This window comes from Mycobacterium sp. NTMscope_MAC_12 (assembly GCF_976985675.1).
In genome coordinates, this window is sequence record NZ_CDRJYY010000001.1 from 185,826 (window position 1) to 209,799 (window position 23,974).

17 protein-coding genes and 4 pseudogenes are annotated in these 23,974 nt (G+C 62.3%); 10 read left to right on the plus strand and 11 right to left on the minus strand.

Features of this window, described 5'->3' with window-relative positions; all coding sequences use genetic code 11:
• Positions 1 to 58: 58 nt before the first annotated feature.
• The 3 genes from AC0KS4_RS00845 to AC0KS4_RS00855 are packed head-to-tail and all read right to left on the minus strand — an operon-like array spanning position 59 to position 2,144.
• Positions 59 to 955 carry an alpha/beta fold hydrolase gene (locus tag AC0KS4_RS00845; RefSeq protein WP_033721570.1) on the minus strand — a complete coding sequence of 299 codons (897 nt, stop codon included), beginning with the start codon at positions 953 to 955 and terminating at the stop codon, positions 59 to 61.
• Between the two features lie 52 nt (positions 956 to 1,007).
• Complete coding sequence (locus tag AC0KS4_RS00850; RefSeq protein WP_007172283.1) at positions 1,008 to 1,448, minus strand: PaaI family thioesterase; 441 nt, start codon at positions 1,446 to 1,448, stop codon at positions 1,008 to 1,010.
• Positions 1,449 to 1,496: 48 nt separating this feature from the next.
• The gene (locus AC0KS4_RS00855) at positions 1,497 to 2,144 is read right to left on the minus strand and encodes a TetR/AcrR family transcriptional regulator (protein WP_046182710.1); all 648 of its coding nucleotides are present in this window, start codon (positions 2,142 to 2,144) and stop codon (positions 1,497 to 1,499) included.
• Positions 2,145 to 2,264: 120 nt separating this feature from the next.
• Between AC0KS4_RS00855 and AC0KS4_RS00860 the strand changes: the two genes are divergently transcribed.
• Both AC0KS4_RS00860 and AC0KS4_RS00865 read left to right on the plus strand, forming a co-directional pair.
• On the plus strand, positions 2,265 to 3,758 hold the full coding sequence (locus tag AC0KS4_RS00860; RefSeq protein ID WP_007172286.1) for an acetyl-CoA acetyltransferase: 1,494 nt from the start codon (positions 2,265 to 2,267) through the stop codon (positions 3,756 to 3,758).
• Positions 3,755 to 4,852 (plus strand): zinc-dependent alcohol dehydrogenase, encoded by a 1,098-nt coding sequence (locus AC0KS4_RS00865; protein ID WP_007172287.1) that lies wholly within the window; start codon positions 3,755 to 3,757, stop codon positions 4,850 to 4,852. Before AC0KS4_RS00860 ends, AC0KS4_RS00865 begins: the two co-directional genes overlap by 4 nt.
• Positions 4,853 to 4,894: 42 nt before the next feature.
• On the opposite strand, the gene AC0KS4_RS00870 is transcribed toward AC0KS4_RS00865, so the two are convergent.
• The gene (locus tag AC0KS4_RS00870) at positions 4,895 to 6,103 is read right to left on the minus strand and encodes an IS110 family RNA-guided transposase (RefSeq protein WP_007172600.1); all 1,209 of its coding nucleotides are present in this window, start codon (positions 6,101 to 6,103) and stop codon (positions 4,895 to 4,897) included.
• Positions 6,104 to 6,349: 246 nt separating this feature from the next.
• Here AC0KS4_RS00870 and AC0KS4_RS00875 point away from each other — a divergent pair, with 246 nt between their 5' ends.
• Together AC0KS4_RS00875 and AC0KS4_RS00880 are read left to right on the plus strand one after the other, a co-directional pair.
• Entirely contained in the window at positions 6,350 to 6,919 is a 570-nt protein-coding gene (locus AC0KS4_RS00875; protein WP_372457562.1) for a carboxymuconolactone decarboxylase family protein, read from the plus strand.
• A gap of 287 nt (positions 6,920 to 7,206) precedes the next feature.
• A pseudogene (locus AC0KS4_RS00880) lies at positions 7,207 to 7,676 on the plus strand (PaaI family thioesterase).
• 31 nt (positions 7,677 to 7,707) lie between these two features.
• Here the strand turns inward: AC0KS4_RS00880 and AC0KS4_RS00885 are convergent.
• The 4 genes and pseudogenes from AC0KS4_RS00885 to AC0KS4_RS00900 form a co-directional block, all read right to left on the minus strand.
• Positions 7,708 to 10,225: pseudogene (locus tag AC0KS4_RS00885) on the minus strand (MMPL family transporter); the annotation flags it as partial.
• Positions 10,226 to 13,159 carry an MMPL/RND family transporter gene (locus AC0KS4_RS00890; protein ID WP_007172562.1) on the minus strand — a complete coding sequence of 978 codons (2,934 nt, stop codon included), beginning with the start codon at positions 13,157 to 13,159 and terminating at the stop codon, positions 10,226 to 10,228.
• Positions 13,156 to 13,575, minus strand: a complete 420-nt coding sequence (locus AC0KS4_RS00895) for an MmpS family transport accessory protein (protein WP_007172563.1) — start codon at positions 13,573 to 13,575, stop codon at positions 13,156 to 13,158. Before AC0KS4_RS00895 ends, AC0KS4_RS00890 begins: the two co-directional genes overlap by 4 nt.
• Positions 13,576 to 13,679: 104 nt before the next feature.
• Positions 13,680 to 14,873, minus strand: a complete 1,194-nt coding sequence (locus tag AC0KS4_RS00900; RefSeq protein ID WP_007172294.1) for a cytochrome P450 — start codon at positions 14,871 to 14,873, stop codon at positions 13,680 to 13,682.
• Positions 14,874 to 14,938: 65 nt separating this feature from the next.
• On the opposite strand from AC0KS4_RS00900, the gene AC0KS4_RS00905 reads away from it, so the two are divergent.
• Positions 14,939 to 15,520, plus strand: a complete 582-nt coding sequence (locus AC0KS4_RS00905) for a TetR/AcrR family transcriptional regulator (RefSeq protein ID WP_007172295.1) — start codon at positions 14,939 to 14,941, stop codon at positions 15,518 to 15,520.
• A 645-nt stretch (positions 15,521 to 16,165) separates the two neighbouring features.
• Here AC0KS4_RS00905 and AC0KS4_RS00910 read toward each other — a convergent pair.
• From AC0KS4_RS00910 to AC0KS4_RS00920, 3 genes and pseudogenes are all read right to left on the minus strand, one after another.
• On the minus strand, positions 16,166 to 16,774 hold the full coding sequence (locus AC0KS4_RS00910) for a hypothetical protein (RefSeq protein WP_007172296.1): 609 nt from the start codon (positions 16,772 to 16,774) through the stop codon (positions 16,166 to 16,168).
• On the minus strand, positions 16,774 to 17,385 hold the full coding sequence (locus AC0KS4_RS00915; RefSeq protein ID WP_087139652.1) for a hypothetical protein: 612 nt from the start codon (positions 17,383 to 17,385) through the stop codon (positions 16,774 to 16,776). The genes AC0KS4_RS00910 and AC0KS4_RS00915 overlap by 1 nt, the downstream gene beginning before the upstream one ends.
• Positions 17,386 to 17,504: 119 nt before the next feature.
• Positions 17,505 to 17,618 (minus strand): annotated as a pseudogene (locus AC0KS4_RS00920) (hypothetical protein); the annotation flags it as partial.
• 457 nt (positions 17,619 to 18,075) lie between these two features.
• On the opposite strand from AC0KS4_RS00920, the gene AC0KS4_RS00925 reads away from it, so the two are divergent.
• The 5 genes and pseudogenes from AC0KS4_RS00925 to AC0KS4_RS00945 form a co-directional block, all read left to right on the plus strand.
• Entirely contained in the window at positions 18,076 to 19,152 is a 1,077-nt protein-coding gene (locus AC0KS4_RS00925; RefSeq protein WP_007172298.1) for a tyrosine-type recombinase/integrase, read from the plus strand.
• Positions 19,149 to 19,472 carry a helix-turn-helix domain-containing protein gene (locus AC0KS4_RS00930; protein ID WP_007172299.1) on the plus strand — a complete coding sequence of 108 codons (324 nt, stop codon included), beginning with the start codon at positions 19,149 to 19,151 and terminating at the stop codon, positions 19,470 to 19,472. Before AC0KS4_RS00925 ends, AC0KS4_RS00930 begins: the two co-directional genes overlap by 4 nt.
• Positions 19,473 to 19,756: 284 nt before the next feature.
• Complete coding sequence (locus AC0KS4_RS00935; RefSeq protein WP_472408494.1) at positions 19,757 to 20,740, plus strand: integrase; 984 nt, start codon at positions 19,757 to 19,759, stop codon at positions 20,738 to 20,740.
• A gap of 254 nt (positions 20,741 to 20,994) precedes the next feature.
• Entirely contained in the window at positions 20,995 to 22,248 is a 1,254-nt protein-coding gene (locus AC0KS4_RS00940; RefSeq protein ID WP_101930934.1) for an IS30 family transposase, read from the plus strand.
• A 698-nt stretch (positions 22,249 to 22,946) separates the two neighbouring features.
• A pseudogene (locus tag AC0KS4_RS00945) lies at positions 22,947 to 23,960 on the plus strand (IS256 family transposase); the annotation flags it as partial.
• Positions 23,961 to 23,974 lie beyond the last annotated feature (14 nt).

A 23,974-nucleotide genomic window follows, 5' to 3' on the forward strand; every position in this document is an offset into this window, starting at 1 on the left:
CTGTCGGCTGCCCTTAACTATGGCCAGCTTTGGGCTGCGCCACACAGCTCAGAGGTTCTCAGGCCGAATTGGCTATCGTGCGGTCGAGAAATCCGGCGACTGCTGCAGTGAAGGCGTCGTTGTCGTCGCCGGCCACCATGTGACCTGTGCCGGAAACGTCCACCGCTTCGGCGTGCGGGACAACCTGGAGGAATTCATCGACCGACTGCTGCGATGTCACATCCGAGAGGACGCCGCGCACCAGAAGCGTTGGTGCCTGCACGCGACGGGCCCCCTCAACAAGCAGTTCGCTGATCGCGTCGAACTGTTCGGCACCAGTGGCGGGGTCACCTTGCAGGAACTGAAAATTAGAGGTGATGAAAGCCGGATCCCATCGCCAAATCCACCTGCCATCGTCGCGTTGGCGCAACACTTTTCGCAGTCCGTCCAGGCTTTCGGGACGAGCGCGGTGCGGATTGTATTGGGCGATGACGTCGGCCGCGTCGTCGAGCGTGCCGAATCCGTCGGGATGGGCGGCCATAAATGACACGACGCGGCGTGCACCGTGGAACTCCATTCGCGGGGTGATGTCGACAAGAACGACTGCTGACCACAAATCGGCTGGTGCCAGCAGATGGGTTCCCAAAATGGTCATGCCACCCAACGACGCACCAACGACCACCGGCGGGCGGTCGTCACTCGCATGTTCGCGCACAGCCAGCAGATCGGATGTGAGTCCTGCGAGTTCGTATCGCCCAGTCGGGTCCCACCCGCTATCGCCGTGGCCTCGGGCATCGTAGGCGACGACGGTGTAACCGCGCGCATGCAACCGGCGCGCCGTGGTGGTCCAAGCGTGGCGATTTTGACCACCACCATGCAGGAGAAGTACGACGGCGCGGGCGGTGTCGTGCCGGTAGAAATCCGCCGTGAGGGTGACGCCGTCTTCGGTGCGGATTCGCTCGCAGGTAACAGTCATTTGATTAGGCCGCGATAGCCAATTCGGACGGCACTCGTGCTCAGTCTCGCCATCAACCGGAATACCCCCTCGGGCTAACCACCGTCACGGTTCCCTGCGCCGCGCATACCGCGCGCCCCGCGTTGGAGACATCGATTCTGGCGACACCGCTACGCTTGCCCAGCGCGATGATCTCGGTGACCGCAACGCACACTCCGCTCGACACGGGCTGCAGCAGATTTAGCTTGAATTCCGTTGTGGCCACCCATGATCCCGCTGGGATAACCGGATAGAACACCACGCCCAGACAGTGGTCTACCATCGCCGACAAGCATCCGCCGTGCAGGTTGCCGAACGGCGTCATCAGGTCGTCCCGAGCATCCATCTCCACAACCAGACGTCCCGCGGCGAATTCGGTGTGCCGAAATCCCAAGTAGCTGGACAGCCCACCCGCGGTTGCCGCCGCATTCTGCAACTCGTCGGCAATCTCTTGGCTGAACTGCTCGAACTTCATGTCTAGAGCCCCTCGTCGTTCACCGATACTGCTGCCACTAACGAGACATTACTCCGTACTTGTTGCATCAGCGCAAGACCGGGTGGTGGTGAGCAGAGGAGGAAGCAGGAATCTTCGTAGAAAAGCATCGAGGCCCTCCGGGCTGCGCTGCCTTGGGCCTTCGACCGTGAGTAGGCTGAGGATAGCCCGCAGTATCCACTCGGATGCATCGTCGACCGACACCCCACGCTCAAGTTGATCCCAGTGCGCGGCGAAGACAGGGCGAAGGAACTCGGCGACGAGTTCGAACAAAGCCACCGACGTACCCTTGGCCAGCCCTACGCCGGCGAGTTCGTCGTCACTGCCGAATAGCAATCCGATTATGGGTTCACGGTGGGCCGCACGGAGTGTAACCTCGACGAAATCCAGTATCGCCGAGCCTAAATCGGCATGCGCTGCGATCCGCGCACTAATGCGGCGGAGGTAGCGTTCGGCTGACCGCAAGATAACACCGGAAATGACGGATTCACGACTCGGAAAGTAGCGATACACCGTGGCGCGGGACACCCCGGCCTGCCTGGCGATGTCCTCCATCGTGGTGCCCGGTAGCCCCTTGTTCTCGAGGGACGTTGCGGCGGCATCGAGCAGATGGTCTCGGGCGATGTCGCGGCTCGCGGCGGTCGCCGTGCCCCATCGCAACGATTTTTTCGTCACCATTCAAGTATGCCGTCCCGTGCCGTTCGTGGGCTGACGATCGAAGCAGTTGTCGTATAGCACCTTATGTGACAATATCGCAGATATGTCGCAAAGGCGTCGACGATGACCGCGGCCTGACCGTTGCCGATTCCACGCCGCACTCCGGTCGTCGTCGCAGTTGGTGAGATCACGCACCGCGACGACGGTGTCGTTGACCCCATCGATTTGGCTTCCGAGGCCGTGCGTCGAGCATTGCAGGACTCGGGCGCTGCTATCGGGCATCGAATCGATATGGTGGCGACGCCCGGAATCTTGATGATTCCGCGTGACAATCCTGCGACGAGGATTGCCGAAGCGGCTGGGCTGGCGCCAATACGGCGCATCAGTTGTCCGGTTGGCGGTAATACGCCTCAGTACCTCGTTGAGGTGCTCGGCGCCCGCATCGCGCGCGGTGTCAGCGACGCGGTGTTAGTCGTCGGAGCGGAGAGCGGCGCGTCAGCTCGTAGGGTTGGATCGGGTCAGGTGCGACGAGACCCGAAACCCGTTGAGGGCCGGGATGAGTCACTTGGCGATACTCGCCCCGGTCTGAGCGCGGCCGAGATGTGTGCTGGACTGCGTTGGCCGCACCAGGTGTACCCGGTCTTCGAATCGGCGATTGCGGCTCGATCGGGCCGGACCTTCGATGAGCAGCGTCGCTGGCTGGGAAACCTGATGGCCCCCTTCACGCTCGAAGCATCGAGGCATCCCGGCCAGGCATGGTTTCCGCGCGCGCGCACTGCCAGTGAGCTCAGCTCGGTCTCGCCAACTAACCGGATGGTGTGCGAGCCATATCCCAAGATGCTCAACAGCATTATCACCGTCGATATGGCAGCCGCCTTCGTCATGATGGCTGCCGAAGTCGCCGACGAAATCGGTGTTCCTCGTGACCGATGGGTTTTCCCATGGTGCGCGGCCACTTGCAACGACGTGTACTTTCCGGTTCAGCGGCCCGATCTCAGTCGGTCCGCGGGAATTCGCGCTGTCGGACGGGCGCTCCTAGCTGCCTGCGACCTTTCCGCCGATGACATCGGATGGTTCGATTTGTACTCCTGCTTCCCTTCCGCGGTCGAAGTTGCGATCGAGGCGCTCGATCTCGATCCAGCGGATCCACGCGGGTTCACGGTGACCGGTGGATTGCCCTACCACGGAGGACCGGGTAACAACTATGTCAGCCACTCGATTGTGGAGATGGTTCGACGCTGCCGAAGCGAACCGGACGCCCTAGGACTGGTTTCCGGATTAGGTTGGTACATCACGAAGCACTCGTTGGGCCTATGGTCGGCGACGCCGCCGCCGACTGGGTGGCAGACACCGGACATGGCGGAAGCGCAGGCCGCGATTGATGCGACTGCGGTTCCAGTCGCTTCTGCCGCCGACACATCCGGTAGGGCAACGATCGACGGCTACACGGTGGTACACGACCGCGACGTTGGCCCTTCGTGGGTGCCTGTTCTCGCGCGTCTACCCGACGGCCGGCGCGTCGCGGCTCGCAACGACGATGCGAAGGTGGCGAAGGAAATGTCAAAAGAGATGATGGTCGGACGTCAGGTAACTGTGCGGCCCGCTGATCAGCGCGTCGAATTCGAACTGCCATGAAGGCCGATGCGCTCGTGCTGACCAAGCCGCGCGCCCTCGAGCGGCGCACTCTTGCGGTACCGCCCGTCGACGGCCACTCCGGAGTCCTTCGGATCGAGGCGTGCGGGCTCTGCGGAACCGATCACGAGCAGTACAGCGGTCACCTACCAGCGGGCTTCGCCTTCGTCCCGGGACATGAAATCGTCGGTGTCGTTGAGGCAGTCGGTGACGCCGCAAGCGCGCGTTGGGGTGTGTCGGCAGGTGATCGGGTTGCGGTCGAGGTTTTTCGATCGTGCCGGGAGTGCGACGCGTGCCGCCGAGGTGAGTATCGCAGGTGCTCGCGCAACGGACTGGCCACGATGTTCGGCTTCGTCGACGTAAACATCGATCCCGGCCTGTGGGGAGGGTACGCAACGCACCTGCATCTGCCCTTCGATTCCATGCTGTTGTCGATTCCAGACAGACTCGACCCGATTGTCGCTACGTTGTTCAACCCGCTGGGCGCGGGAATCAAATGGGCTGCCACGCTGCCGGAGACCGCGTCAGGCGACGTCGTCGCAGTCCTGGGGCCAGGCATCCGCGGCATCTGCTCGGCCGTAGCAGCGAAGGAATCCGGAGCGGCATTCGTCGCTATGACCGGACTCGGACCACGCGATCGACCACGGTTAGCCGCAGCGTCCAAGTTCGGCGTGGACCTGACCATTGACGTGACCCGTGAAGACCCGGTCAAGGCCCTGCAACGAGCGACCGGTCAACTCGCAGACGTCGTCGTCGACGTCACCGCCAAAGCGCCAGGTGCATTCGCTGACGCCGTCGCACTTGCTCGACCAGGCGGACGCGTGGTGATCGCCGGCACCCGCGGCGGCGGCGGAGCACCAGGCTTCGAGCCAGACCTCCTCGTTTTCAAAGAACTACGCGTCCTCGGCTCGCTGGGGGTCGATTACCCCGCCTATCAGAGCGCGATCGAATTGCTCGTCTCTGGGCGTTGGCCCTTCGATGAACTATCCCGGGACGTCGCCGGTTTCGCGGGCCTACCACGATTACTCGACGTCTTAGCCGATGGCGAGCCGGGCACGATTCCGGCCTTGCACAACGTCTTCGTACCGATGGCCTGACGTGCCAGCAGTGCCCAACTGAAAGGACTCTCAATGACGATGTCAAGCCGCCGACTGAGTGATCGGGGGTGAGTCGGGTTGCCAGGTGCGGTTGTCGCGGATGAGTGCGTAGAGGACGTTGGTGCGGCGTCGGGCCAGGCAGATGGTGGCTGGGATGGGTCGTTTGCCTTGGTTTCGTTTGCGTTGGTAGTAGGCGCGGGAGGCCGGGTCGCAGCGGATGGCGGTCAGTGCGGACATGTACATCACCCGGCGCAGCCGGCGGCTGTAGCGCTTGGGGGTGTGCAGTCGTCCGGTGCGTTTTCCCGAATCTCGAGATACCGGTGCGAGCCCGGCCCAGGCGGCGAGCTGGTCGGCCGAGCCGATCAGTTCGGGATCGCCGACGGCGGCCAGGAATTCAGCACCGAGCCGAAATCCCATGCCTGGGATGCTGGTGATCACTTCGGCCAGTGGATGGCGGCGAAATCGGTCCTCGATGTCGGCATCGGTGGTCTTGATGCGGTCATCGAGGGCAATCACCCCCTGCGCCAGATCAGCGATCAGTCCGGCGGCCACTTGTTCGCCGGGCAGTCGGACCGTTTGAGTTTTGGCGGCCGCCACCGCAGCCGCCGCAATGGCCGCGGCATTACGCACTCCGGCGTCGGCCAGGATCCGGGTCAGCCGCGAAATACCGGTCTGGCGGATGGCTTTGGGGCGCTGGTAGCGCGCCAGCAGCACTACCCAGCCCCGGTCAGCGCTGAGCTGGGCGGCCCGCTCCAGCGCCGGACACACCGCAACGAGTTGTTGGCGCAGTCGGTTGATCGTGCGGGTGCGGTCAGCGACCAGGTCGGCGCGATGAGCGGTGAGCAGCCGCAGTTCGGTGATCAGATCGTCGTCGGGATGCAGCAGTGGCAAGTCATCGCCGCGCATCCGCGACTGATCAGCGATCACCCGGGCGTCTTTGGCGTCGGTCTTGGCTTCACCACCTCGATAGACCGCCGAGGCTTGCCAGACCGCACGGCCCGCCAGGTAGCGCACCGACTTGCCGGCATCAGCCAACACGGTCAACAACAGGGCGGCATACACCGTGGTCAGGTCCACCGTCCAGGCAACCTGATCAGCCAACGAGTCAATCTCGCCGATCAGCGCACGGATCGGTTGCTCCTCGTTGCCGAGTCTGCGCGACAACACCACCGTGCCGCTGTTGTCGACCACGCACACCCAGTGATGTTCCTTGCCGACATCAACCCCAGCCCACAACTGGCCCGCTGCCATCGATCTCCTATCCGCTTGTCTGCCAACACGATCCCCACGGACAACCCCGCCAGCATTTCCTTAAACAAGCGATCACGTCGCAGATCTCAATCAGCGGCCCGAGGAAGTCCAGGAAGGCCGGGCGGCCAGTCCTTTCAAGCCGCACCACCAGGCCGGCAACCGACATGCCGCCTCACCCGACCCACCCGGGTCACAGCACAACGTAACAACACGAAGTAACTGCACCTACGAACTTAAGGACCGACTGTGGGCAGTGGAAACCGCGTCGAAATGCTCGGCCTGACAGACGCGCGCCGGCGCGCTGCTCAATGTGGCATCCCCGAAGCCATAGCGGAGTTGTCGATATTCCGAATCGCGCTTCACCAGCCTAGTGTGGCAATGGCCTTGAACGGACTGCTGGAGGCGTTGCTGTGGACCGGGGACCTCGACGCGCGGCTGCGAGAGCTGATCATCATGCGAATCGGCTGGGTCACCGGCTCGGTCTATGAATGGACGCAACATTGGCGACTCGCACGAATGCTCGACGTGTCCGAGCGTGACCTGCTCGCGGTGCGAGATTGGCAGAATGCTAACCACTTTGGCGATGCCGAACGTGCTGTACTTGCGGCGACCGATGAGACACTGCGTGACGGCACCATCTCGGATGGCACGTGGGCTGTGTGCCGAGATGCGTTGCAAGCAGACCCGGGGCTCCTTGTAGAACTTGTCGCGGCGATTGGCAACTGGCGACTCTTTTCTGCGCTCCTGCGATCTCTGGATGTGCCGCTCGAAGACGGCGTCGACGAATGGCCCCCTGACGGTGTTCGACCATCGTGACGCAGCGTGTCCAAAATGCCTGCGGTACCGTGCTAACGGTATCGCGCCGAAGCGGACCGTACTGGCGCTTGGATCGCCCGGCGCGGCTCGCCGTGACCATGAGCTGCACTTTGCCAGGTCGGCATACGCCAAGTTGCTGCGTTCGGCACCTTAATGCGGGATTTCTCGTCGTTTAAGGCCGCAATGGCCGAAGTTATCGAACACGTCCAACCGGAAACGAGGCCGCAACCTTGGATGCTCCAAATTCAACTGAACCGCAACGCCTGCCGTCACACACGCCTACCTGTATGGGTTGCGGGACCCGAGAATTCCAGTGGCCTGCAGCTAGAGGTCTATCGTCTGGACGATGAGGTATATGCCGATGTGGCATTCGATGAGCGTCATATCGGTGCGCCCGGCTTGGCGCACGGCGGGGCTATCGCGGCGGCGTGCGACGACCTTTTGGGCTTCACCCTGTGGATCGCCGGCACGCCTGCGGTCACGCGCAATCTCGCGATCGAGTATCTAGCGCCGGTTCCGCTACACCAGCCCCACCGCATTAGCGCACGTATCAGCGTGCGGCAAGGACGTGCCTTACACTGGCGAGGGGGTCGGTGAAGATGGCGTCATTCGTTTCACCGCAACAGCGGTTTTCATCACGGTAGAACCCGAACACTTCGCCGCCCACGGCGACATCGCCGGTTTCGGAGAGCTTCTTGACCAGCTCGTCCGCTTCGCTGGACCCAACACCGCTCATGACTCAGATGAAGGTGCGTAATCGTCGGTATTTTAGTCAAAATGCAAGAGTTTCAAGCGTCCTCACGTTTACGTTGCGGCCACCAGCTGGTCTCACGGAGCAATGTGGCGATCGCGGGAACCGTGAGAGTGCGGACAACAAAGGTGTCGAGTAGTAGGCCACAGCCGATGATGAGCCCGGCTTGGATCATGATCGCGACCGAACCGACCATAAGGCCGAACATGCTGGCCGCGTAGATGAGCCCGGCGGAAGTGATGACTGAGCCGGTGTTTGCGACCGTGCGCAGTACGCCGACGCGGATGTTGTGAGCGGATTCCTCGCGTAACCGCGAGATCAGCAGCATGTTGTAGTCGGCGCCCACCGCGATCAAGATGATGAACGCCAAAAGCGGTACCAGCCAAGCGATTTTCTTACCGAGGCCGTATTGGAAAACGAGCGTCCCGATGCCCAGTGCGGCTGCGTAGTTGAGCACGACCGTACCGAGCAGGTAGAGCGGGGCCACCAAGGCGCGCAGGAGAACGACGAGGATCAGTCCGACGATGACGAGCGTGGCAATGGCCAGCAGATGGAAGTCGGCCGACAGAAGGCGCTGGATATCGGAGTTGACGGCGGGGAATCCGGCCATCGATATTTTGGCGTTGGCCAAGGAGGTGTTGGGCGTGCAGCATCGGCAACTTGGGTGATCTTCTGAGCGAGATCCATCGCTTCGCTGCTGTAGGGGTTGTAGCTGGATTCGATGGCGAAGCGTGCGGTCTTGCCGTCAGCGGACAGGAAGTGCTTTGCCACATCGGAGAACTGGCGATTCTCGAAGGCGTTAGCCGGGAGGCAAAAGCCGCTGGAGTTGTCCGAACCGGCGCTGGACCGCGCGGAATTCTGTAGTTGGGTGGCGATCTGACTCATGCCGGACAACATTTCGATGTTGCTGTCGGCAAGGGTATGCACACCGGTGGCTAGGGCTTGTGCGCCCGATGCGAGCTGGCTGATGCCGTTTTGGAGGCGGCGGATGTTGCCGGCCATGTCGGCGGGGTCGCCGAGCGCTCCGAACGCCTTGTTCAGCGAGGTGACCGTGTTCTGCAGGTCTGCCATGGTGCCCCCCGCAGTATCGCCGCCCGGCTGGTACATGTCGCCGAGGTTGGCGAGCTGGCTGAAAAAGCCGCCATCGCGCAAGGTCACCAGAATCCGTACCTGGTCGCGGATCTGGGTGCACTCGGGTGTGGAGGCAAACCAGGGGGAGGTGTTGAGCGCACCGACCAGCGGGTCGATCGTGGCGATCGCATTCTGAGCTTGTTGAGCTTCTTGACGTAGCCCAGGTCCGGCTCGGATAGCTTGGTCGATGGTCGGTGTGGTAGTCGAAAGTTGCTGCAGCAGAGGGCGAAAGCGCTGAAATTGCGAGCCGCTGGACTGGGCTTGGTTAAGGATACCGGTCAGCGGAGTCAACGCTGTGCGAAGGGTGGTGTCAAGTTGCGCCAGGCCGCTGGCGAGTTGGTCGGCACCGCCGGTGAGTTTGGTGAGATCGGTCTTGTGGGCGTCTCCTTTGGCGACGGCATCGGCCATCTTGTTGCCGATCTGGACGTTTTGCCAAGAGAGCTGTGCCTGATCGAGTCGTGCCCCGGTGGGCCGGGTGACGCCGGATACTTTGGTGACGCCCGGCAATTGCGACACGCGAGACGCCATCTCATCCAGGTCGGCCAGGCCTTTACCGGTGTGCATATCGGTCCGTGATTCCACGACCATGAACTGGGTGATGACGATATCTTTGCGAAAGTGCCTGTCCAGCAGGTGATAACCTTCGTTGCTGGCGGTTGTGTCCGGCTCTCCTTGGCGGTCGTCGTAGCTCATGCGCATGGTCAGCGCGACAGCCGCTAGCCCTAATACAAGGGCCAGGCTGGCGGCCAGCAGTGGGGTGGGTCGGCGGACTACGGCCACGGCGATCCAGTTCCAGTAGCGGCGTGTGCGGTCGGCTTTGGGTTCGCCAATGCCGCCGTTTGGCGGCCAGCGCCAATACCGGAGGGAACAATGTCACGGTGGCCGCGACTCCGACGAAGACGGCTATCGCGCACGCTGGGCCCAGCGCGCCAAAAACGCTCAGCTTTGCAAAGAACCATGGCCAGAAATGCAAACGCCACAGTCGCGGCGGAGGCCAGGATCACCCGGCCGATGGTGGCGGTTGCGTTGATCACCGCGAGGTCAGCCGAGACGTCCTGGCGGCGCTGCTCGTGATACCGGCTGATCAAAAATGCCGAATAATCGGTGCCGGCGCCCAACAGAATCGCCGTCATGAACGCGATGGTGAATCGCGACACCGGCATTCCCGCTTCGCCCAGCGCCGAGAGCACTCCGCGCCCTACCGCAAGGCTGACCCCGATAACCAACAGAGGCAGCAACGCGGTAAACAGTGACCTGTAGATGACCAGCAAGATCAGCGCTATCAGCCCGGCGGTCACGACGGAGATGACAATCAAATCCTGCTCAGCCGAATCGATTTGATCGCTGAACGTCGCGGGAGGGCCGGTTACGCGGACCGTCGTGGATGTGCCGCTAAAGGACTGGGCGGCGATAGCGGTGATGGCTTAGTAGTGCGGTGAGGCCGCCGGGAACCGGTCGGTGGTCGCCGACTGCGGGTCATCTTGCCGGGGCAGCAGGTAGGCGCGAACCGCCGAACGTGGCCCGTAGGGCCGAAGTAGCTGGCTGGCCGGGCGAGTGCGTACCTGCTGCGGCCACCAGAACCAGCGCCCCAGCAGCGCGGCGACGGACGGCATCATGAATGAGCGCACGATCAGGGTGTCGAACAGCAGACCCAGGCCGATGGTGGTGCCGACCTGCCCGACGACTTTCAAATCGCTGAATATGAACGAGGCCATGGTGGCGGCGAAGACCAGGCCCGCAGACGTCACCACCGCACCGGTGCCGGCCATCGAGCGGATGATTCCGGTTTTCAAACCGGCACCGATTTCTTCTTTGAAACGGGACACCAGCAGCAGGTTGTAGTCGGATCCGACGGCCAGCATCAAGATGATGGACATCGCCAGCACCATCCAGTGCAGTTTGAAGCCGATGATGTCCTGCCACACCAGCACGGACAGTCCGAACGAGGCGCCCAACGAGATCAGCACCGTGCCCACGATGGTGACCGCGGCGACCAGGCTTCGGGTGATGATCAGCATGATGATCAAAATCAGGCTGGCCGCAGCTATTGCCGCGATCATCAGGTCGTATTTGGAGCCGTCGCGCATGTCCTTGTAGACCGCGGCGGTGCCGGCAAGGTAGATCTTGGCGCCCTCCAGCGGAGTTCCCTTGATGGCTTCCTTGGCTGCGTTCTTGATCGGCTCGACGTGCGAAATGCCTTCCGGGGTCGCGGGATCCCCTTCATGGGAGATGATGAAGCGGGCCGCGTGCCCGTCCGGCGACAGGAACATCTTCAGACCGCGCTTGAAGTCGGGGTTGTCGAAGACTTCCGGCGGGATGTAGAACGAGTCGTCGTTCTTGGCGGCGTCGAAGGCCTGGCCCATGGCGGTCGAGTTTTGGCTCATCACGTCCATCTGGTCATACAGCGACGACATCGAGCTGTGCATGGTCAGCATCATTTGCTTCATGGTCGTCATGGTGGCGATCATGGGCGGCATCTGCGCCAGCATCTGCGGCATCAAGGCGTCCAGCTGAGATATGTCGCCGGCAAGATAGGTGAATTTTTCGGTGATCTGATCCAGACCGTCGAGCGCGTCGAAGAGGGATCGCAGCGACCAGCAGCCCGGGATGTCGAAGCAGTGCTTTTCCCAGTAGAAGTAGCTGCGAATCGGCCGGAAGAAATCATCGAAGTTGGCGATGTTGTCGCGCAATGTGTTTGTGACATCCAACATTTCATGCGTGAGGCCGTCCATGTGGTGGGTGACCGCGGCCATCTGCGAGGTGATGTTGTACATGCGCTGCATGGTGTCGATGGACTGTTGCATCGCGTCGGCCTGCTTGAGCATGTCGTCCATGCGCTGGTGCATGTACTGCTGGTTTTCGACCTGCGTGGTGTTTTGCATGCTGATCTGGAACGGGATTGAGGTGTGCTCGATCGGCGTTCCCAGCGGCCGGGTGATCGCCTGGACGCGCGCGACACCCGGGATGTGGAAGACCCCCCTGGCGATCCGGTCCAACACCAGCATGCCCGCCGGGTTGCGCATGTCGTGATCGGTCTCGATCATCAACAATTCCGGATTCATCCGGGACGCGGGGAAATGCCGTTCGGCGGCGGCGTAGCCGATATTCGCGGGGACGCTCGGGGGTAAATACAGCCGGTTGTCGTAATTGGTTTGATAACCGGGTAGGGCGAGTAGACCGATGAGGGCGATCGCGACTGACACCGCGAGAATTGGCCCGGGCCAGCGCACGATCGCGGTGCCCACCCGTCGCCATCCCCGGGTCCGCATCTTGCGCTTAGGATCGAACAGCTTGAAGAAACTGCCGACGGTCAGGACCGCCGGACCCAAGGTCAGCGCGGCAGCAACGGCGACCAGCATCCCGACCGCACAAGGGATACCCATAGTCTGGAAATACGGAAGCCGGGTAAAGCTCAGGCAATACATCGCACCGGCAATAGTCAGGCCAGAGCCAAGGACGACGTGCGCGGTTCCGTGGAACATGGTGTAGAAGGCTTTTTCGCGGTCCTCGCCTAGGCCGCGCGCCTCTTGATATCGGCCGAGAATAAAGATCGCATAGTCTGTCCCAGCGGCGATGGCCAACAGCACCAAAATATTAACCGCGAAGGTCGACAATCCCATGATGTTGTTGTAGGCCAGGAAAGCGACAACCCCCCGAGCCGCCATCACCTCGATCACCACCATGAACAACGTGCTGAACACGGTGATAATCGAGCGGTATACCCACAGCAACATCACGATGATCACCACGAAGGTGATGATCGTGACCTTCTGGAGGCTCTTTTGTCCGGCCGAGTGCTGATCGGCGATCAACGCCCCAGCGCCGGTCACATAGGCCTTGACCCCCGACGGCGCAGGCACGCTGTCCACGATCTTGCGGACCGCCGCGACAGACTCGCTGGCCAGGCTCTCGCCCTGGTTACCAGCAAGATACGCCTGCACATAGGCGGCCTTGCCGTCGGAGCTTTGCGAACCGGCGGCCGTCAGCGGATCCCCCCAGAAGTCCTGGACGTGCTGGACGTGTTTCGTGTCAGCCTCGAGTTTGCGGACGATCTGGTCGTAGAAATGGTGGGCCTCATCGCCCAGCGGCTTGTCACCTTCCAGCACGATCATGACCGCACTGTCACTGTTGAATTCGTTGAATACTTTGCCGATGTGCTTCATCGCTTGCATCGACGGCGCGTCCTTGGGGCTCATCGACACGGTGTGTTCTTCGGCGACCGCGTCCAGCGATGGAACCAAGACGCTGAGGACGACGACAAGCCCCACCCAGGCAAAGACGACGGGCACCGCGAGTTTGTGGACCGTTCGCGCGAAAACCGGCATATGCGGCAGCCCTGCGGCCCGGTCATCGGTCATGCGGACTTCACTATGCAGAACGTTTGCGCATTCATACCCTGACTCGACCTTTCGTCCTTGACCACCTCGTCCACGATGATCCGGCAGCCGATTTGGTTGCTGTCGCCCTGCGCGACGATGTTGACGCTCACCGAGGGCAGCGTCGAGGTAACCGAGAGCGTCCAGGGCAAAGGCACGTTGCTAGCTTTCTGGGGCTGGGCATTGATGTCCAAGTAGTTGATGTTGGCCACCGTCCCCGGGGGACCATAAACCTGGTAAACCACGCGCTTGGGATTGAACGGCTTGATCTCATCGGCGATGCCGCTGGTCATCGTCTGATCGTCGTGGACGCCGAAAAAGGTGCGAAGCCGCAGTACGCAGAAGCCCGCTACCGCCACCACCGCCACGATGACCAGGACGATCCACATTTTCTTCATCGCAGCGCCAACGTGAATCCTCCCCAGCCAACCATCTCCCGCTAGTTGGGCGCCCCACCGCCCATTCGACTGGATCGGTCACAGCCAATTGGACCGCAGCGCGGCTAGTTCGCCGACCAGGAGATCGGCAACGACAAATAGCCTCGGATCGGGCCCGACCGCAGGCGCTGCGCGCGGCCCAAGTCGACTTCCCAGTTGGGCACGCGGGCCAGCAAGGCGCGCAACGCGATCCGGGCCTCCATCCGGGCCAAGGACGCACCGAGACAGAAGTGAATGCCTCGGCCGAATGCCACTTGGTGTTCGGGTTTGCGCCCGATGTCAAACACGTCGGGATCAGCGAACACGCGTTCGTCACGATTAGCCGAGCCGAACAACAACAGCACCGAATCACCCGCCGACATTGTGACGCCATGCACTGTCACGTCGCGGGTCAACGTTCGCGAAAGTCCTTGAGCCGGTGAGTCATACCGCAGCAGCTCCTCAACAGCTGCCCCGAGCAAGCTCTCATCGCCAGCCAGCCGGTGGCGGGTGTCGCGATAGTCGGCCAGTACCACCGCGGCGTTGGCCAGCAGATTCGACGTCGTCTCATGACCGGCGATCAGCAGCAGCAGGCAAAAGCCAAGCAGTTCGTCGTCACTAAGGTGCTTTCCGTCGATCTCGGCACACACCAACGCTGACATCAAATCGTCGCGCGGTTGGCCGCGGCGGTCGGCGAGGAAATCGGTGAAGTAGCCATAGATCGCGGCCGCGGCTGCCAAAGCCTCGCCGGTCTCGCCGTGGGTGGGATTGGACTGCACCAACGCGTTCGACCATCGCCGAAATTGTGTACGGTCCTCGCGCGGCACACCGAGCAAATCAGCGATCACCATCGCTGGTAGTACAGCTGCGAAGTCGGCGACGAAATCGGCCGAACTGGCTTCCTGGATCAGGCCGGCCGTCAACTGATCAGCGAGGTCCTCGATCGCGCACGTCAGCGCCGCGATTCGTCGCGGGGTGAAGGCCTTGCTAACCAATGCCCGCAGCTGATCGTGTCGCGGGGGATCCATCAAAATCATCATCGGCAGCAGCGATTCGCGAAAAGTCGAGCCCGGTGGAGTCGGAAATACTCCGTCGACCGACGAGTAGCTGTGATGGTCAAGCAGCGCGCTGATGACATCCGCGTGGCGACTAAGTACCCAGGTGTTGGTATCGGCGGCGTGATAGACCGGTGCCGCGTCGCGTAGCTGCCGGTAGACGGGGTAGGGGTCGTCCTGAATTTCCGCGTCAAAGGGATCGTAGCGAAGTTGTACCGTCGACATAGCGTCTCCTGCCACATTGCAGAACGTCGGTTTAGACTGAGAGTTTAAACCGAGGGGAGGACTTTATGCGGAAGATTCCCGCTCAGATTGCCGACCGGTTGCCTGCCGCGGCCGAACTCTTCGCCGAGCGCGGGCTCAACGACACAAAGATCGAAGACGTCGCCGCGACCACGGGCATCGCCAAGGCCACGCTCTACTACTACTTCGCCGGCAAAGAAGAAATACTCGCCTTCCTCCTCGAAGACGCCCTACAACACGTCGCGCACGAGGTCACCGCGATCGTCGAGGCAGACGGCGCCGCCGCCCAACGCCTGCACGACGTCATCAGTGCCCAACTGCGCGTGATGGCCCAGCGGCCCGCTGTCTGTCGCGCCCTCATAGGAGAACTGGGCCGCGCCGCCCGCATGCCCGTCATCGCCAACATGATCAGCACTGCCTACTTCGAACCCGTCGAGACCTTGCTTCGCGCGGGCGCTAACGACCGTTCACTCGAGGCTCTCGACAACCCCAGAGCTGCCGCCATCGCGCTATTCGGTGCAGTCACCACCAGCGCACTGACCTACCTAATCACCGACGATACGCTCGACGAAGATCTAATCGCACGAACAATTCACGACGTCGTGTTTACCGGCATACGGCCACGCTAGCTCCCCCCGCAGACCAATCTGCGACCACGCGTGTGCTCGATAGTCAACGACTTTGAGCATTTCTGAACATCTCCTACCGCAACAGCTCACCCCCAGAACGCCCGCGTCCGATGGAGGTTCGCGGCCGGCGAGATCCGGGCACCTGACCAGTGCAGCCAGAACGTCGGACCCGAAAACCGCTAGCCCACCACGGCAATACCGCAGGTTTCGAATACGACCACTCCACCAGCACAGTGCCAACACACGACTTACACACCGCCCCTTGGTGTTTCGTGCACTGTGCAAAGTCTCGATGGTCGTCGCACACCAACCATGCGCCCGCACACGACGGGTCAAGTAGCCCGTGGCCGCGGGCAAAATTAGCGTCAGACGGGGGACTTGCCAGGGCTACGGAGGCGTGGCACAGCCTCGAAGCATCCAGGTCTCGAATGGCTCCGCCGGGCGGCGGCCGCAATAGTCAGATATGGCCAATCCGACCCGCGTCTCGGCAACGTGGGATGTCCACATCGCGATATTCGGTATCGCCGGTGGATCCTCACCCGAAGGCTGTCCCCGACGGCCTTCCGTTGTGTGGGCCACAGCCGCGAACCTCCGCGACCGGGCTTCCTTGGAGGCGCCGGGGGAGACCTCGACGTGATGGACGCTCTACGTCTTGACGTCGGGATCGTCTGTGTCACGCTGCGGGTTGGAAAGTCCTGGCGCGGGTGTATTTGATTGAGCTGCTGGCGGATTCGCCCCAGTCGTGCCAGTACCAGCAGTGCCAGGCGCCTTTTTCGTAGTGGTGTCTGCTTCGGGTTCAATCGGGTCGCGCAGATCGATCATTTCGGTGCCAGCCTGGGGAGATATGGTCTTGGTCGTCCAGGTGGACTTGACCCTCGACGATTTGCCTTTGTGTTCGACGTGTACCTCGATGGCATCGGTTGCACTCGCCCCGCTGGTGAGTGTGAAGTAGACGCGAATCTTGGCTTTGCCGCCATCGAAGTTGATTGGCCCGGCACCAGTTTTGGAACGTCCGATTAATGGCAGCTTGGTGTTGGTGCCAGCTGCCATGAGTTCAACCGAATCGACTTGCGCGGCCCCGCTTCCCTCCTTGGCGAGGACGACTTCCACGAACCCGGTCTTGTCGAATTCGCTTGTCACCGTGATGTTGGCGCGGTTCTGACGGATGTAGAGGACGACCGGCACGCCGATTGCGGCCCCCAACGTGGCGGCGGCAATGATGACGCCCCAAATAATCCAGTCGATGCCGAACATCAGGGACACCCGCACGGAAATGACTGTGCGCCCGTTATGGGGTCCACCTCGATGCCTCTATGACACACCTCGCTGCACCCGACCACCTTGCATTGCAAGAGGCCGTTGAAGAATCGTCTGAGATGGCAGCGGTCGTCGTTGTCCTCCCACACGACCTCATACGGGCCCCTCGACGCAGTGCCCACGCGAAAATCGATCGCACCCTCGTCGTCATTGCGCGTGGCTCGATAGAACGACACCGCTTCAGGGTGACCCGGATCCGGGGTCAACAGGTAGTCACCGTTGACCAGCGGAACCGCCGTGTGCCAGATGGCCGCGATGCGCTCGCCCTGACCCCGCTCAACGATGCCCAGACCTGAGCGCGCCTGAGCCCACGATTCTGCGGTGAAAGACAATACGGTAGGGGTGTGGAGCGACGGATGATCCGCATCCGAGAACACGATATCTTGTAGCGAGGGTTCTTCCGCTAGACGCTGCGCGAGCTCGACACTCTCTTCGTCTTGAGCCAATTCATTTCGCACTCTTGGATCTAGCGGTGGCACGATCCCGGCGAGTTCGAGCACGAATGCTGCCATTGTTGCCGGCCACGCCGGCATGCCTACCCCCGTCATGGCACAAACGATAGGGCGATCGCCGCAGCATGGGGCGCATTTCGGCATTTTCGCAGCGGTGGTCAATTTCATTGATCAACGCTGCGCCCCTCGCGGTCCGCGGTGTCGGCGGACGGTGGCTACGGTCTCCACCTTGTCGTAGGGAGACGTTCCCAGGTCGCTGCTTCGACGAGGCCCACCGTGATGAGGAAGGGCACGAACATGCGTTGTTGGGCTTCGGGTTGGCGGGCCAAAGCAGGCTCCAATCCCCCGGCGGGGGAGCGGCTGCGCAGTAGGACCACAGGCAGGAGCGTTTGCTGGAAACGCCCGCCCGCTCGACCGCTCGCCCGGTTATCGGCCCTAGGAATTGACTCATCGAGTGAATCACAATGCGTTAGTGCCACACTCGCTGCATCACGTCGAAACCGGTTGCAAGAGCGTGCGATGCGTATGGCGGCGGATTATCGGGAATGTATAGTGGCGCTCGACTACGTTGAAGTACAACCGATTGCGCTATATGCGGTAGTTAACCAACAGTCGACGGGTTCCTGAGCCACCGAGTGGTGTGCGCCAGCCCGTCGAGTGCCTGGACCAGCTGTTGTGGGCGTGTCCCTGCTGCAAAACCCGCGAATGAAGTGGCATCATCTTTGCCGACTGGATAACTGATCAGCTGATGATTCTTCACTGTGGGTGAAGTTGAGGAGGCGTGGGTTGGCTCTGGCTGTCGTGCGGGACCTGAGGGAGCAGCGGGCACCGGCGACCGAGGATGAGCTCGCCGGCTTCGAGACCGATGTGCTGGCCGGATTCGTCCTTGCCCGGGCATCGGCCGGGTTGGTCGACTCGACCATCCGCAACGACGTGAATCACCTTGAGCTGATCCGGGACTGGTTCGGTCGGCCGCTGTGGGAGATCCAGCCTGCTGACGCCGACACCTACTTCGGCAAGGTGCTGCGTGATGCCCGGGCGTCGACTCGGACCGGGCGGGCGGCCGCGCTGACGGTGTACTTTCAGTTCCTCGAACTGCGTCACAAGGTCGAGTTGCACAATCTCAGCGGCCGGGTCATCGAGTGCCCGCTCGATGAGATCAACCGACCGCGGGCGTGGGTGGATCCGCAGCTGCGCATCCCGCCGACCGCCGACGAGGTGGAGCAGCTGTTCGCGGGGTGGCGCGGGGAGCTGGTCACCTGCCGCAAGTTCGCCCCGACCGCCCGAAACTACGCCGTGGCTCGCCTGGTGGCCGATGTCGGATTGCGGATCAACGAGGCGCGGATGCTCGACCTGGATGACGTGCGCTGGGAGCTGGGCCGGTTCGGCAAGCTGAACGTCCGTCATGGCAAGGGATCTCGTCGCAAAGGTCCCAAGCCGCGGGTAGTGCCACTGATCAACGGCGCCGACCGCAGCCTGCAGTGGTTCATCGAAGACGTGCTGGGCCTGTTCGATGTCGACCCGAAAAACCATGCTGCGCCGCTGTTTCCGTCCGAACGCAAGAACATCGACGGGACGTGTATGCGCGCGACCGCCGACGTCTATCGCCGCGCCCTGGCCGAGGCCACCGACCGATATCTGCCGAGGTGGTCGGGGAAGCTGACACCGCATGTGCTGCGGCATTTCTGCGCATCCCAGCTTTATCTGGCCGGTATGAACCTATTCGCGATCCAGGAACTATTAGGTCACGCCTGGACGGGCACAACGGCTCGGTATATCCACGTGCACGCCACCCACGTCGAAGATGCCTGGGTCACCGGGCAACGCCGGGTCGCCGATCGATGGAAAGGACTCGCTCGATGAAATGGAACCTGCGATTGGCCGCGGCCAATCGCGGCATCTGGAAGGCCAGCGAACTCCAGCGGATGCTCGCCGACCGCGGTCTGGTCATCAGCGCCGGCAAGATGTCGGGCTTGTGGTCGGGCAACCCCAACGCCATCAAACTGAACGACCTGGACGTCATCTGCGCCGTCCTCGGCTGCGGGGTCGACGAGTTGCTGATTCCCGAACCCGAAACCGTGGCAGCGGCCACGCCCGTCACCGACGACGAGTCAGCGGCGGTCGGTGAGGCCCGGTCGGTCACGCCGCGCACTCGCGCCGGCAGGTCGCTGCCGCCGCGATGAACTGCCTGCACTGCGGGACTGCGCTGCCTGCCAACGGTCGCCGCGACCAAAAATACTGCGGCAGAAGCTGTTCAAAAAAAGCGCACTACTATCGCGGAAAGGCGGGACTGCCTGCTCGCCCGCCCCGGCGGCATCCAGCCTTGGAATCCGACGACCCCGTGCTCGTGGCCGCTGCGGTATACGCCCGGGAACTCGGTGCCGCCCACGATTGGTGCGGTGAGACCACAAACCGATGCCTCGACGCCCTGGTCACCCTTCTGGCCGGTCGGCCCACCGGTGATCGCGTGCCGCTCACCGAGGTTCGAACCCGGCCGCATCGGCTCGCGTCCCGTCGCAGGCTTGTCGAAATCCTATCCCACTTCGACCTGCTGAAAGACGACACCGAACCTCCGATCCGTGCCTGGATCGACCGCGTCACCGCGGAACTTCCGCCAGGGTTCGCCGAGCCGTCGCACCACTGGCTCCTTACCCTGTTGGTCGGCGGCGCACGTGCTCGCCCACGATCACCGAGGACGCTCTACAGCTACTTCGGCGCGGTCAGGCCCCTTCTCGCGCACTGGTCCACCTCCTACGAGCATCTCAGGGAGGTCACCAGGGCCGACGTCGACGCGGCGCTGCGGCCGTTTCAGGGAAACCAGTGCCACAATCTGATCAAGGCGCTGCGGTCGCTGTTCCGGCACGCCAAGAAGAATGCTCTGGTCTTCAGCAACCCAACAGCGGGTTTGAAGAGCCAACCAGTAGACCAGGACCTCCTGCCCATCACCGATGATGAGGTGCGCTCGATCGAACAGCTCGCGAGCGAACCGCGTGCACGCCTAGTTGTGGCGCTGAGCGTCGAACATGCCTGCCGCACAGCCGTTATACGCAAACTCACGCTCGACGACATCGACCTGCCGAACCGGCGGATCACCCTTGCCGGACACAACCAACGGCTCGGTGAGCTCACCCACATCGCGCTGAACACATGGCTCGACCACCGCCGGGACAGATGGCCCCACACTCCGAACCGGCACGTTCTACTCACGACGAAAACTGCATTGCGCACAACGCCGGTCAGTCAAAAATCGGTGAAACCATCGTTGAGCGACAATGGATTCACGATCGAACGCATCCGTGCCGACCGAATCCTTCACGAAGCGCTGACCGCAGGCCCGGACCCACTGCACCTGTCTCTCGTCTTCGGCATCTCCCACAACACCGCACGGCGCTACACCACCGTGGCCGAACGGCTGCTCAGCGACGAACTCGAGCAGCCGGTAGAACCGTAGTGCCACCCAACGCCGCCAGACTCAGGGCCCGCGAACCCGCCGCAGTTATGAACCTTCACAGCCGAAAGGCCGTGGGTTCCAACTGAAATCGCTTCAATCCGGCTGAACTCACGGGAAACTCACTGGTAACCCGCCATATTCGATTCGGTCGTATTGCCGCTTGACAGTGTCGGCGTCGTCTGAAAACTGACCCCGTGTCGACGCGGTGGTTTCTAGGTGCGGTCGCAACACTTCTCTAGATTCTGGAGGTTGTGTTGGCATCGTCGCGTCGGGTGAAGAAGGGGCCGGGACGTCGTCCGCAGTCGGCCAAGCGTCAGCGGTTCATGGAGTTGCGGGCTCGCGGGTGGAGCGTGCGGGCCGCGGCCCGCGAAGTCGGTGTGTCCCGGTCCGCTGCGACGAACTGGACACGCGGTTACAAGACCTACCGCAACGGCGTCGCGGTCGGGTTCGTCCCGCCGCTAGATCGACTAGCGGTCCGCCAGATCAGCACGCGATACCTGTCCCAGGACGAGCGCATCGAGATCGCCGATCTGCATCACTCAGGGCTGAGGGTGCGGACGATCGCCACCCGACTCGGTCGAGCGCCGTCGACGATTTCGAGGGAGCTACGGCGCAACGCACCAGCCGGCCGCGGATATCAGCCCTTCGATGCCCACCGGCGAGCCACCGCGCGACGAGCACGTCACCACCGCCGTCGGGTCGACACCAACGACCAGCTCGGTAACGCGGTCGCCGAGCTGCTTCTTCAGCGTTGGAGCCCCCAACAGATCAGCCGTCACCTCCGCCACCGCTTCCCCGATGATTCATCGATGTGGTTATGCCACGAAAGCATCTATCAAGCTGTCTATCAACCGAATTCACGTTTCATGCGGCCCTCGCGATTAGCGCCGCACCGACGCTCACCGCTGCGCACCGGTCGAGATCACCGCCGAGCGCATCACCGCCAGAGTTGCCGGCGGCCGCGGTTCCAGCAGCCGATGCTCACCATCCACGACCGGTCCTTCTCGGCTGTCGACCGGTCTGAAGCCGGCCACTGGGAAGGCGACCTTATCATCGGTAATAACCACCTCTCGGCGATCGGCACTCTGGTCGAACGCCAGACCCGGATGCTGCGGTTGGTGCATCTGCCTCGCAGTGACGCCGACTCCCTGCACGCGGCCTTGGTGGCCCGCATGAAGGATCTGCCACCCACGCTGATGCGGTCGATCACCTGGGACCAGGGCACCGAGATGGCGCGCCACCTTGCCACCACCGACAAGCTCGGCGCGCCCGTCTACTTCTGCGACTCCAGATCACCCTGGCAACGCGGCACGAACGAGAACACCAACGGACTGCTGCGCGACTACTTCCCGAAGGGCGTCACCCTCATCAGCCACCCGCCGGAGCAGTTGTTGGCCGTCGAACACGAACTCAACCATCGCCCCCGCATGGTCCTCCAAGACCGTTGCCCCGCCGATCTATTCGCTGCCCTGTTAGTCTCGAGTGATCCGTCGGTGTTGCGACGTTGAGTAGAACCCACCCCGTCGAAAAGGGGTCAATTTTCGGCCGCCGTTGACAGCGGTTGTGCTAAGTAGTTGGGTGAGGGCGAATCGCTCTACACCCGAGTCGATTCCAGCCAATCTTTGACGTCATCCAGTAACCATCGACGGTGCCGATCGCTAAGCCTGAGGTGATGTGGACCAGGCGCATCAATCCCACGTTCCCGCCTGGCCGCCCATTCATGCAGCGTTGAGACCGGAACTCCGGTCATCGCTCGAACTTCATGAGCGGTGAGCATGACCGACGCATTTTCTATCGTCATCGTCTCCAACCCCAGTTGCGTCAGCGGTTGTGCTAAGTAGTTGGGTGAGGGCGAATCGCTCTACACCCGAGTCGATTCCAGCCAATCTTTGACGTCATCCAGTAACCATCGACGGTGCCGATCGCTAAGCCTGAGGTGATGTGGACCAGGCGCATCAATCCCACGTTCCCGCCTGGCCGCCCATTCATGCAGCGTTGAGACCGGAACTCCGGTCATCGCTCGAACTTCATGAGCGGTGAGCATGACCGACGCATTTTCTATCGTCATCGTCTCCAACCCCAGTTGCGTCCAGCAGAGTGGTGTACGAGCCGGTGATGACCGGCGTGTCGTAGCCGGATGAATGAAGGTCATCGCGTGATTCTTCGAGGGACCGACCAAAGTCACTCGAGCAAAGGAATCAACGCGATGACCATTGCCCACGATATCGACCTGTCTGCCGTGCTGGCCGAACGACTCACCACCACGCACCCTGATGTGCTGCGCGAGTTGTTGGCCGCCTTCATTCACGCCCTGATGGGCGCCGAAGCCGACGCGGTGTGCGGTGCCGGCTACGGCCAGCGCAGCAGCGAGCGCACCAATTCCCGCAACGGGTATCGGCACCGCGAGTTTGACACCCGCGCAGGCACATTGGATCTGGCGATTCCCAAGCTAAGGCAAGGTTCGTACTTCCCGGACTGGCTGCTGGAACGGCGCAAACGCGCCGAGCGGGCCCTGACCACGGTGGTGGCTACCTGCTACCTGCTGGGCGTTTCGACGCGGCGGATGGACAAACTCGTCGAGACTCTGGGCATCACCAGCTTGTCGAAGTCCCAGGTCAGCGTGATGGCCAAAGAGCTCGACGCCGCGGTCGAGGCGTTCCGGACCCGGCCACTGGATGCAGGCCCGTACACGTTCATGGCTGCTGACGCCCTGGTGCTCAAGGTTCGCGAAGCAGGCCGGGTGGTCAACGTGCACGCGCTGATCGCCACCGGGGTCAACGCCGAGGGCTACCGCGAAATCCTGGGCATCGACGTCACCACCGCCGAGGACGGGGCCGGCTGGCTGACCTTCCTGCGGTCGCTGACCGCCCGCGGCCTATCAGGGGTCCGTCTGGTCACTTCCGACGCCCACGCCGGTCTGGTGGCCGCGATCGGCGCCACCCTGCCTGGGGCATCGTGGCAACGGTGTCGCACCCACTACGCCACCAACCTGATGGCCATCACTCCGAAATCATCGTGGCCGTGGGTACGCACACTACTGCATTCGGTCTTCGATCAACCTGACGCCGGTTCCGTTGCAGCCCAATATGACCGCATCATCGACGCACTGGCCGACAAGCTCCCCAAGGTCGCCGACCACCTCGAAGACGCCCGCGCCGACCTGCTCGCCTTCACCGCCTTCCCCAAACAAATTTGGCGGCAGATCTGGTCCAACAACCCACTATCCGTTAACCG

Coding starts and splice junctions, on each gene's coding strand:
- AC0KS4_RS00890 (WP_007172562.1), bottom strand. CDS start 13,159: ATGACCGATGACCGGGCCGCAGGGCTGCCGCATATGCCGGTTTTCGCG.
- AC0KS4_RS00930 (WP_007172299.1), top strand. CDS start 19,149: ATGAAATGGAACCTGCGATTGGCCGCGGCCAATCGCGGCATCTGGAAG.
- AC0KS4_RS00905 (WP_007172295.1), top strand. CDS start 14,939: ATGCGGAAGATTCCCGCTCAGATTGCCGACCGGTTGCCTGCCGCGGCC.
- AC0KS4_RS00855 (WP_046182710.1), bottom strand. CDS start 2,144: ATGGTGACGAAAAAATCGTTGCGATGGGGCACGGCGACCGCCGCGAGC.
- AC0KS4_RS00910 (WP_007172296.1), bottom strand. CDS start 16,774: ATGTTCGGCATCGACTGGATTATTTGGGGCGTCATCATTGCCGCCGCC.
- AC0KS4_RS00915 (WP_087139652.1), bottom strand. CDS start 17,385: ATGACGGGGGTAGGCATGCCGGCGTGGCCGGCAACAATGGCAGCATTC.
- AC0KS4_RS00870 (WP_007172600.1), bottom strand. CDS start 6,103: ATGGCAGCGGGCCAGTTGTGGGCTGGGGTTGATGTCGGCAAGGAACAT.
- AC0KS4_RS00895 (WP_007172563.1), bottom strand. CDS start 13,575: ATGAAGAAAATGTGGATCGTCCTGGTCATCGTGGCGGTGGTGGCGGTA.
- AC0KS4_RS00865 (WP_007172287.1), top strand. CDS start 3,755: ATGAAGGCCGATGCGCTCGTGCTGACCAAGCCGCGCGCCCTCGAGCGG.
- AC0KS4_RS00845 (WP_033721570.1), bottom strand. CDS start 955: ATGACTGTTACCTGCGAGCGAATCCGCACCGAAGACGGCGTCACCCTC.
- AC0KS4_RS00850 (WP_007172283.1), bottom strand. CDS start 1,448: ATGAAGTTCGAGCAGTTCAGCCAAGAGATTGCCGACGAGTTGCAGAAT.
- AC0KS4_RS00900 (WP_007172294.1), bottom strand. CDS start 14,873: ATGTCGACGGTACAACTTCGCTACGATCCCTTTGACGCGGAAATTCAG.